9 protein-coding genes and 1 pseudogene are annotated in these 10,455 nt (G+C 51.2%); all 10 read right to left on the bottom strand.

What is annotated here, in order from left to right; genetic code table 11:
• Nucleotides 1-97 precede the first annotated feature (97 nt).
• Nucleotides 98-478 (bottom strand): rhodanese-like domain-containing protein, encoded by a 381-nt coding sequence (locus Q0K23_RS12690; RefSeq protein ID WP_294522981.1) that lies wholly within the window; start codon nucleotides 476-478, stop codon nucleotides 98-100.
• Nucleotides 475-1,008, bottom strand: coding sequence for a GDSL-type esterase/lipase family protein (locus Q0K23_RS12685; protein ID WP_294522978.1), 534 nt, complete (start codon nucleotides 1,006-1,008; stop codon nucleotides 475-477). Before Q0K23_RS12685 ends, Q0K23_RS12690 begins: the two co-directional genes overlap by 4 nt.
• Nucleotides 1,009-1,343: 335 nt before the next feature.
• Nucleotides 1,344-1,853 carry an HNH endonuclease family protein gene (locus Q0K23_RS12680; RefSeq protein ID WP_294522987.1) on the bottom strand — a complete coding sequence of 170 codons (510 nt, stop codon included), beginning with the start codon at nucleotides 1,851-1,853 and terminating at the stop codon, nucleotides 1,344-1,346.
• 606 nt (nucleotides 1,854-2,459) lie between these two features.
• Nucleotides 2,460-3,167, bottom strand: a pseudogene (locus Q0K23_RS12675) (DUF262 domain-containing protein); the annotation flags it as partial.
• Between the two features lie 14 nt (nucleotides 3,168-3,181).
• On the bottom strand, nucleotides 3,182-3,796 hold the full coding sequence (locus Q0K23_RS12670; protein ID WP_294522975.1) for a hypothetical protein: 615 nt from the start codon (nucleotides 3,794-3,796) through the stop codon (nucleotides 3,182-3,184).
• 164 nt (nucleotides 3,797-3,960) lie between these two features.
• Nucleotides 3,961-6,228 (bottom strand): DEAD/DEAH box helicase, encoded by a 2,268-nt coding sequence (locus tag Q0K23_RS12665; protein WP_294522972.1) that lies wholly within the window; start codon nucleotides 6,226-6,228, stop codon nucleotides 3,961-3,963.
• Between the two features lie 16 nt (nucleotides 6,229-6,244).
• Nucleotides 6,245-6,637 carry a hypothetical protein gene (locus tag Q0K23_RS12660; RefSeq protein ID WP_087372969.1) on the bottom strand — a complete coding sequence of 131 codons (393 nt, stop codon included), beginning with the start codon at nucleotides 6,635-6,637 and terminating at the stop codon, nucleotides 6,245-6,247.
• The gene (locus Q0K23_RS12655; protein WP_294522964.1) at nucleotides 6,630-6,965 is read right to left on the bottom strand and encodes a nucleoside triphosphate pyrophosphohydrolase; all 336 of its coding nucleotides are present in this window, start codon (nucleotides 6,963-6,965) and stop codon (nucleotides 6,630-6,632) included. Before Q0K23_RS12655 ends, Q0K23_RS12660 begins: the two co-directional genes overlap by 8 nt.
• Entirely contained in the window at nucleotides 6,955-7,338 is a 384-nt protein-coding gene (locus Q0K23_RS12650; protein WP_204870614.1) for a (deoxy)nucleoside triphosphate pyrophosphohydrolase, read from the bottom strand. The genes Q0K23_RS12655 and Q0K23_RS12650 overlap by 11 nt, the downstream gene beginning before the upstream one ends.
• A complete protein-coding gene (locus Q0K23_RS12645) occupies nucleotides 7,339-10,452 on the bottom strand; it encodes a DUF3427 domain-containing protein (protein ID WP_294522984.1) in 3,114 nt (1,037 codons plus the stop codon).
• Nucleotides 10,453-10,455 lie beyond the last annotated feature (3 nt).

Raw genomic sequence — 10,455 nt, 5'->3', positions numbered from 1 at the left:
ACAAGAAAAAGAATACGGGACCGGCTTACAAAAGCCGGTCCCGTATTCTTTGTATAGGCGATGTAGATTTTGTGCTGTTTACAGGCTTCCGTTACACTTATGGCTCTGTCTCATAGGGCCAGGTATTGATGCCGCCGAATTCGTAGATGTCGGTGTAGCCCAGGTCTGCCAGAGTAGAGGACGCGGTCTTGCTACGGTTTCCACTGCGGCAGTAGACCAGCACCGTGGAGTCCTTCTCCGGAATCACCTCGGCGGCAGTGTTCTCGTCAATCGTGCCTACCGGTAGCAGGACAGCACCGGGGATGTGGCCGCTATCATATTCGTCCTGCTCCCGCACATCCAGGATGATGACCTCCTGGGTATCCATCATTTCTTTGGCTTCTTCCTGGGTGATCTGCTCATAGGAGCTGTCCGAGGTGTTTCCACCGCATCCAGTCAGTAGCAGTAGGCAAAGCAGCAGAGGTAAAATTCGTTTCATTTGAGTTCCTCCAGAAGTCCGGCGGCAAAGGCTTTGTGGCCCTGCTCTGTGAAGTGTACGCCGTCATAGGCCAGGGAAATACCCCAGTTTCCGGCGTTGGCAAAGCGAATATCCAGTTGCTCCGCCAGGGCCTGACAGCACTTGGCAAAGGTATGGGAGTCATCAATGAGTTGCTGGCTGGGCACCCACTCGCCCAGAGTCATTGGCGGCGGTGCGATCAGTAGGATCTTGCTTCGGTCCAGAGGGATGCCTGAGAGAAACCGCTCCAATCTCTCAGCGGCCTGCTCAGGCCTACACCCCTGGAGCAGATCATTGGTCCCCAGCATGACGATCAGCAGATCTGTGTCAGCAGGGAAGTCGGGATCTGCAGACGGAATCTCCCGGCCGTTCTGACCCATGTTGGAGATTGTCCACCCGGTCTCCATAGCCAGGATGTCTACCCACCGGCTGTCCGCATCATAGCGCCCACCGAAATAGCCTTGGGGATCGTATCCGTAGGTGTTGGAATCACCGAAGCAGATGACATTCATTTTGCATCGCTCCTTTTTCTACATCTCAGCAAGACTGTTAGATCACATGAAATTGAAATGACACATGGCGGAGCCTTTGCAATAACATCTGCTTGAACGACGCTTTATAATTTGATGCCTAATTAACTCGAGCCACACATATTCCAGGATTGTAGAGAACTGAATTTATACAACAGCCTTTTTTAATTAAATTTTAATCAAAATTGGACTTCTTAGTATTTCTATAGAAAGTGTCTTGTTAAGGAAACGGAAGTTGACCATATCTTTTTTTGAGCCAACTCCTTTGGATTTGCCGCCAATTTTTCCCCACACGGTGAAATGGTTGCTCCTTTGTCCTACAGCGCAAACATCGCCATGATTTCTTTCACCATGCGATCTGTCCGGGCTTTAATAATATCCACTGTCCACTCACTCTTGTCACAGATGTCGTAGTTTAGATTAAGTCCATTGCGGTAACCGATGTACTGGCCGTTGTTGTCTTTGCGTTCCTTCTTTTCGGCGAAGGCTTTATTGCTCAACGTGCTATTGTATCCGGTAATTGTGAGATTTCCCAGTGTATGTACATAAAGCGATTGATATTCCTTTGCTTTTTCTCGGTCACCACCAGCAATCATATCCACCCAACAGTCTGGAATATTCGGACCCTGTGGAAAAATATGTTCAATGGACCAAACATATTGATTGCTGTTTGTCTTCCTCCAGAGATCATGCGCATTTTCACGAGTCATTCCGCGCTTTGCCATCATACAGAGGATAAAACGGGTAGCACTACTGTTTTCATCGTAAACTGGACCTCGCAATTTTTCTTCAAAAAATTTATCCGAAGCAGAAACGGAGATCAGCATATCACGTAGGCTCGAATAAATATCTGATCCGTGGCAATCATTCTGTTCAATATTCTCAATAAATGACATGAAGATTCGGGTTAGATCACGAGTAGGTGGCGTGTCTGTAAGATTACGACGGACAAAAAAGTTGACCAGCAATTTGCAAATCTTAACGACATCGTCATCAGTCACACCGAGACTATCCTGCTGCTTGATCAGATACATAATAAGCAGGTAGGACGGAGCGCCTTGGACGCGTTGAAGGTCCAGATAGCTTTCGTGTTGTTTCTCCGAAAGATTATCCGTTTTGTTTAATATAATACCGGCATAGATTGCGGCATTTTCGGCGAGTTCATTCAGAGCGGCAACAGGGTTCTTAGTGATAATCTTTTCATAGATATCCAGCATTGTAGACCGTGTTGCAATGGTACCGAGAGGGTACTGACGGTCTCCTTTATAGAAAGGGCCATTAAGTTTTTTCCTGAACGCGTTATAGTTCTGCCTGAAGAAACGCTCCTGATCCGAATATTCTTCACCAAGTTCGGAAAGGATTCCTGTCCAACAGGAGAAGTAATAATCAATATTTCCGTTACCATTGATATCTAACCGAGACAAAAGAAGATTTTTAATGAGGTCGACCGATGTTAGAGGCGTACCCCTATTATTCAAAGATTCAAACAGGGTGTACGCATCCGCATGGTTTGAAACCTCAATCATAACGAGGATCGCAGAGTTGACTTTTTCGAGAATTCTGAACATTGTAAAGACTTTGTCGCAAGTGTCATCCAAGACAGTGTCAATGCGCTTTTTGAAATAATTGTAAGCTTTCTCAATTCTTCTGAGCCCAGCAAATTTGGGTATGGGGTGTTTTGGAATAATACCGATTTTAGCGAGGAGGCCCATAAAATCATCATGGTTACTACCTTGAATCTGTGGGACAACACGAATATCAGACTGTGTTTTCTTCAGCACTAACTTACGCTTGAGTTGAAGAATATCAGACTGCTGATCTTCATCCAGAATGTCTTTGTATGAATTCATGGTGGTATAGAGTGCAGCAAAGAACAAACTGAGTGTAATCAGTCGTTGTTAACCATCAACAACTTCGAACTTTGGTGCATTGATCGTATCCGTGGCAGAGTTGATGCAGATGATAGAGCCAAGGAAGTATCCGTCATCATTTTCGGTAAGGTCGTCAAACAGGGCTTCCCATTCTCTGGAGCCCCAAGTGTACTCACGCTGATACTTCGGAATTTCAAATATTACCTTCGATTCTGGATCAAATACCTGCGAGACCGGATACTTGTTTACATTGATGTTGTTAATATTCATGAACTAAATCATCCTTATTGTTCTTCGTGATACGATTGTGTTAAAATACGATTTTTAAGCGTAACCTCAATTTTTGAAATAATCTTTGCCGGATCCAAATCTTTGTGGTCGCTTGTGAGTTGACCTTTTTCTGGTTTGATAAAATATTGCACTTTATTGCCGGTACCGACATAACTGACATAAAGAATAATAATCGTATCCCCATCTTTATCGGTCTTAACATTTGTTGTAAGACGATAATCAGGAGTGGGTTTGATTTTTTCTTTAATTTCCGGTGTGTACCAGTCATCTAAACGGATGAGAGTTGCATCTTTGAATATTTCACGATTCAGCACTCTTAGACAGCGAGAAATCAGAGCCTTTGTGCTACCAATTTCAATTTGATTTTTGCATTTTGGGCAGGTCAATACATCGCCATCAAAGTCATTATCATAGTCTAATTCAATTTCAGGATGCTTAGTACAGTGGAAATGTATTCCTTCCTGGTTACAGAAATAGTTATCGCAAAAATGAAATTCCTTTATGCGGAAGTTCGTACAATCTCCGTGGTCGGTATTACATTCATCAAAAAGTGAACATTTCCTGAAAGATATTTCATCATCCAGTCTGTAAATGAATTTATCACTCATAGCGTTCCTCCGTGATAGATGTTTATCTAATATGTTTTCTATGCGCTTCTTCCAAATCGTTATGGTTGGCTATAGCTATCCTGCTGCAGCCTCTTTGTAAATAGATCATCAACTGTTTGAAAATACTGGATGTTTTGAGGTGCTAAATACTCCATATTGTCAAATTACTGATTTAACCGACGGTAATATTGCTCCAGCTTCTCGAAACAAATTTGTTCAATTTCCCGCTTCTCTTCCCGGGTAAGCTTTTTCCAGACGGACTCGTCCACCTGGATTACGCCCAGAGTCTTGGTATGGTGGAGCATCTGCATATCCTCGAACCGCTTGAACGGGTTAGACAGGATGTTCCGCTGGGCCTGGGCGTCGGTATAGCCGCCCTTGGCGTAGATGCTGTTGGCCTTCTCCACCACCAGCCCAGCCACCCGGCGGGCCTCATAGAACTCCCGGAAGTAGGTGACGATGTCGCTGAGTTTCACCCGGCCTTTGTCGTCGGCTAACAACAGCACAGCCTTGAGCAGCACCGGCTTGTAGGAGTAGCTCATGTCCATCTGCCGCACCATATCCAGAAACAGATCCTTGCGGTTGGAGTCGTCGATGAGCGTCCAGCCGTACTGCTCCGCATATTTTTGGAGAGTTTCCTCCTTGAAATATTTAAAGGTCCGGTGCTCGCTCATAGGCACCACCAGATCGGGCACCAGCAGGCCATCCCTGACATACCGCTCGATGGTCTCCGTCTGCACATCCACCCGGCGGACGAACTCCATCTGAGAGATCATGCCAGCGGCCTCCTCCTGCCAGTTGAAAACATCCACTAATTCGTAGTCCAGGGCATCCACCGGCCAGTCGATGAGGGCATCCGGACGCTCGCCCCGGTCGTAGAGGCCCTGTTCGGCGGTTTTCTGCTGTTTTGTGCCCAGCACCAGGGCACCGGGCTTGTACTCCTTCAGGCGGAACAGCCGATGCATGGAATAGGGCATGTTGTACTGGCTGGCGTTGTCCACGAAGTCAAAGACCATCAGGCTCTCCTTGCCAGGAGCCAGCCGCATACCGCGGCCCAGTTGTTGGGTATAGAGCACCTTGGACATGGTGGGCCGGGCCATGAACAGCACTTCCGTGGCCGGACAGTCCCAGCCCTCGTTGAGCAGATCACAGGCGCACAGCACCATGGTCTCGCCCTTCTCAAACCGGGCCAGCACCTCCCGGCGGTCACTGGCTTTGACCTCTCCGGATACGGCCTCAGCGGCCACACCGGCGTCGTGGAGCCGACCGGCGATCTCCTGGGCGTGTTTGACAGAGGCACAGAAGATAACCGTCCGCTTGTCCTTAACATACTGGAGCCAGGTGTCCACGATCAGCTGGTTTCGCTCCGGCACATAGATCTTGCTCTCCAGATCCCGGATGTTATATTGGACGCTGTTGAACCGAACCTTGGTCAAATCGATATTGGTGTGGATGCGGATGCACCGCACCGGCACCAGTTCACCGATCTCCACGGCGGTCTGGATGTCCAGTTTGTGGGCGGTGTTTTTGAAGATGTCCAGGATGTTCTTGTCGTCGGCCCGCTCCGGCGTGGCCGTCAGCCCCAGGGTAAATTCCGGTGTGAAATAGGACAGGACCTTCTGATATGTATCGGCAGAGGCGTGGTGGGCCTCGTCCACAATGATGTATCCGAAGTCATCCGGTTTGAACCGCTCCAGGTTCAGAGCCACGCTCTGGATGCTGCCGCAGACCACAAAGGCGTTGCCCTGCTTCATGCTCTCCACATACCGTCCCACCGTGGCTCTGGGCCACAGCTCCCGGAAGGCCTTTGTGGCCTGGTCTACCAGTTCCACCGTGTGGGCCAGGAACAGCGTCCGTTTGCCAAACCGCTTAGCATCCATGACGGCGGTCACCGTCTTGCCGGTGCCGGTGGCGTGATAGAGCAAGGCGATGGTCTCGAAGTTGCAGCGCATTTCCTCCAACGATGCCAAAGCCTGTTTCTGATGTTCCTTCAGCTCCAACTGAGAGCCGTCCAGGGACTTGCCCCGCTGGGTGGGGAGATAGTCCTCAATTTCCTTGAAGCTGGGGTGTTGCCCCAGGAATACCCGCAGTTCGTCCTTGACGGTCTCCGGCTGCTGCTGCATCTGCCGCACCGCCCAGCGGTACACATCCCAGCCCAGGTAGACCATGCTGTTCTGCTTGAGCAGGTCATCATAGAACTTGTTCTGGGAGATCAGCTTGGGGTTGTGGGATGCCTCATCGTCGATCTCGATAGCCACTTTCCGTCCGCCATTTTCAATCAGAAAGTCAGCAAATCGGCTGTTCTGATAGATGTCGGAGAAGGGGTATTGGGAGTAGAGATAGCCAGCTTTCTCAGCGCCAAAAGTGTCGGAGAACAGTTCGATAAACAGATCCTCGGCACTGCTGCCGGAGGCGGAGCGGTAGGTAGACATGGAGATCACCTCACAATCAATATCCAAATTTTTTCAAATGAGTTGAGACACTTCCAGGTGTTCTTTTCAAGATGTTTGCGATTTGCCAGATGTTATTCTTTCTCCGAAAGTACAAGTCATAGAGTTTCTCGCTTTCCTCTCTGGACCACGACTTCCCGGTATTCGGGTATTGAGTTTTTCGGCGTTCTTTTTTCTCCTTTTGAGCCGCCTCTTTCTCTTTTCTCTGCCGCTCCAGAATAGAGGCATAGGATTCCAGAGAACAATGCTCCAATACCGCCTTTAGCGCTTCTTGTACCACCTCGTTGGCGCAGCAATCCGACGGTGGAAGTGCTCTGCCTGTGAGAGGGTTAATGCCGATGCTCAAATTTTCTACCATGGTTCTGGCCATTAAATCGTCTTTTTCATCCATCAGAAGGCTCCTTTTCCCGCACTTCTTTCAAAAGAATTTTCTTTTCAAATCCACCCCGTTTGTCAGCCTTGTCCGCCCGCACCTGCTCCAATTCTTCCAGCGTCCAGCCCCGGGCTTTCACGACCGCCTGCATGACCTCCAGAAGGTCGGCGAGTTCTTCCAGAGATTTGCTCTCCTGATATTCCGCCAGTTCCTCGTTCAGCTTCTGGTCCAGAAGATGTATGTAGTCCTCATCAGTAAGTGTTTCGCAGACACAGATTTTTCCGTCTGCTTCAATAATCTCTGGAATGCGATCCCTCACCAGCTTGTGATAGGCTTTAATAGGCATCCTTCAGCCTCCTCAAAATTTCCTCATCCGCCGGGCAGAACTCGTACTGATCAATCTCATCCACCGTAATCCAACGGATGTCATTGTGCTCCAATTTCTGGGGGGTACCCTCACGGATGGTCGCATGAAAAAGCGTCAGGTGAACCGTAAGATCCAGGTATTCGTGAACCACATCCATGAACACCTCGCCTACGTCCAGAGTAATAGCCAGTTCTTCTTGGCATTCCCGGATGAGTGCCTGTTCCTTGGTTTCTCCTGGCTCTACCTTGCCACCGACGAACTCCCACAGCAGCCCTCGGGCTTTATGGGCTGGACGCTGGCATATCATAAACTTGTTTTCATCCCAAATCAGGGCTGCTACTACCTCTGTCATTTATCCCACCACCAATTTATTTGTCTTCTTCAAAAACTTCGCTGGAATGGGTCGATCCAACTTCCAGGTAATATTTATCGGCCTGCTCCCGCTATGCTTCACGTAGTTAGCTGTGCCCAGGAAGGTATAGGCCTCAGCGCCTCCGGTAATCCGGTCCGCCTTGAACTCCCGAACAAACAGCAGCACCTTGCTCCCACGTTCCCGGTGGTGGATGTACCGCTGACCGGTGGGAGAGTCCGCCGCTGTGGTGCTCTGGCTCTGCCAGTGGAACAGGTTTTCGTTGATGGAGTAGTCGTGATACATGGTGGTGGGCGAGTAGTCCTTGTCCGCCTTATTCAGCGTCACAAAGAACACATCCAGATGTTTCTCCGGCAGCCACTTCACACCCTCACGCACCGTGGCCGGTTTCAGGAAATCCAGCGCCACCAGCAGCTGGTCCCGGGTATAGGTGCAGTGGAGGTCCAGCGGGCAGTCAAAGCCCAGCTCCACCGGCTCGTCAATGAAGTCGATCTGCTCATACCGATAGCGGAGCAGGTCCAAAAGCTCGCCCAGCAGCACGGGACTGTCCGAGAGGGCATACAGGTTGTCCAGCACTTCATCGGATGTCCAGCTTTCTGCCGCCTTGCCCCAAACAGTTACGTAGAACATCTGGAGCATGCGCTGTTCCAGCTCATCCAGCGTCGCAAAGTCCGCATTGTCCAGGCGGGGCAGCAGATCCAACAAAAAGCGAATCCAGCGCTGGGAGTCCACAACGGCCAATCGGGCAAAGGCTTTCGTGAGCACCTCCTCCAGCGGTTCACTGAAATCTGCAATTACATCTGCCCGAGCACAGATGCGAGAGAAGGAGGAAAACTTGTAGATTGCCCTGGGGCCCAAATGATAATAGTCCAGAAAGTTTGCCAGGGTCAGATCCAAACCGCTGTCCTCCGCAAAGCTGGCCGCTCGGGACACCAGTCCGGCGGTATTTCCGTAGGAGGCACGGATGTTATCCAGGATGTACTTGGCAGCCTTCTTCTCCAGCTGGATATAGCAGCCCTTGGGCGCGGAGACAAACCCGTCTTTGATCTCCCGGGTCACGCTGCGAGTGGTATTGGACAGCAGGGCGGCAAACTTGTCCTCAAAGTTATACCGCTTGTTGGCCTGGCCGATAAAGTCCAGCACGGTCAGGCATTCCTTATCCTCCGCCAGCCGCAGACCACGGCCCAACTGCTGGAGGAAGATGGTCAGGGACTCGGTGGGCCGCAGGAACAGCACCGTATTGACCTCTGGGATGTCCACGCCTTCGTTGTAGATGTCCACCACGAAAATGAAGCGCACCTCGCCGCTCACCAGCCGCCCCTTGGCGGTTTTTCTCCCCTCATCGGAGGATCTCCCGGTCAGGAAAATGGATGGAATTCCGTGGCTGTTGAAATAGCGGCACATGAACTCCGCATGCTCGATGGACACGCAGAAGCCCAGTCCCTTGACCTCGTCGATATCAGTCACATACTTGAGAAGGGAGGACACCACCAGATCGGCACGGCGATTGGCCACGGCACCGCTGAGGGTGTAGAGATTGGAAAGCTCATTTTTGTCGTAGCCGCCGGCACTCCATTTCAGAGTGTTCAGATCCACTGTGTCGGTGACACCGAAATACTGAAAGGGGCACAGCAGCTTGCGGTCGATGGCCTCCGGCAGCCGGATTTCCGCGGCAATCCGGTTGTTGAAGTAGGGCAGTACGCTCTTACCGTCCATACGCTCCGGAGTGGCTGTCAGGCCCAGGAGGATCTGAGGCTGGTAGTAGGACAGTAGCTTCTGGTAAGTAGGCGCCGCTGCGTGGTGGAACTCGTCCACCACAATGTAGTCGTAAAAATCCGGAGCGGTTTTGGCGGTGAAATCCTGGGAGTTGAAGGTCTGAATGGATAAAAACAGGTGGCCAATACCCTCTGGCCGATAGCTGCCCACAAACAGCTCGCCGAAATTGGCGTCCTTCAAGACTGCTCGGAAGGTGTACAGGCTCTGCCTCAGGATCTCCTCCCGGTGGGCCACAAAGAGCAGCCGGCAGGCCTTGCCAGGATGCTGCTTGCAGAAGCGCTTATAGTCCAGAGCGGAGATCACTGTCTTGCCGGTGCCGGTGGCAGCCACCACCAGGTTGCGGGTGTAGCCCCGAACAGTGCGCTCAGCCTCCAGCTTGTCCAGGATCTCCTGCTGGTAAGAGTAGGGCGCAATATCCATGGTGTAGACTTCGGCGTTGTTGGCGTCGAAGTATTTTTCCGCTTTCAGCGCCCGGGCCAGTCGCTCCTTCTGATCCTCGGAGTAGTACTCAAATTCGTTGGAGCTCCAGTAGCTCTCAAATGTGGCGGCGATCTTATCGATGGTTTCCGGTAGATCTCTACGGGTGATCTTCACATTCCACTCCAGTCCGCTGGAGATGGCGGCATTAGATAGGTTGGAGGAGCCCACATAGGCGGTGGTGAAGCTGGTATTCCGGTAAAAGACATAGGTCTTGGCGTGGAGCCGGGTGCGCTTGGTATCGTAGCTGACCTTGATTTTGGTGTTGGCCAGGGCACGTAGCTCCTCAATGGCCTTCACATCGGTGGCTCCCATGTAGGAGGTGGTGATGATCCGCAGTTCCCCTCCATTTTGGGTAAATTCCCGCAGCTCGTCCATCAGGAGCCGCAGGCCGCTCCACTTGATGAAGGATACCAGCATGTCGATGCGGTCGGCGGAGACGATTTCCTTTTTGAGCTCCGTGTACATCTGGGGCTCATGGATAGCCCCGGTGAACAGACTGCTCTGGGCGATGGAGGTCTCCGGCCGACTCAGATCGGCAGCTGTTTTGCCGATTGCCAGCCGGGGATCCTGCTCCCGTAAAAGCGCAAGAAGCTGCTCCGCCCGCTGATCAACGCTCAGCGCGGCAAAGTCAGCTTCCTGGGTCGTATTCTGAATGAGGGTTACGATCTGGTTGGCGAGCCCGATCTGCGTAGAGATGTCCCCGCCGTTGTCCAACACATTCTCCAGGCCCTTTTGCACCACATCCGCCAGATACTGCGCCAGCACTTTGGAGGCCTCCGCCTTGTCAATGGGCGCAACCGATTTGCGGGCATCGGGAATCTCCGAAAGCTCGCGGTTCAGGGC

It is taken from the genome of uncultured Pseudoflavonifractor sp., from assembly GCF_944387275.1.
Classification (GTDB): Bacteria; Bacillota; Clostridia; order Oscillospirales; family Oscillospiraceae; genus Pseudoflavonifractor; species Pseudoflavonifractor intestinihominis.
This window is presented reverse-complemented; position numbering and strand designations above follow the sequence as displayed.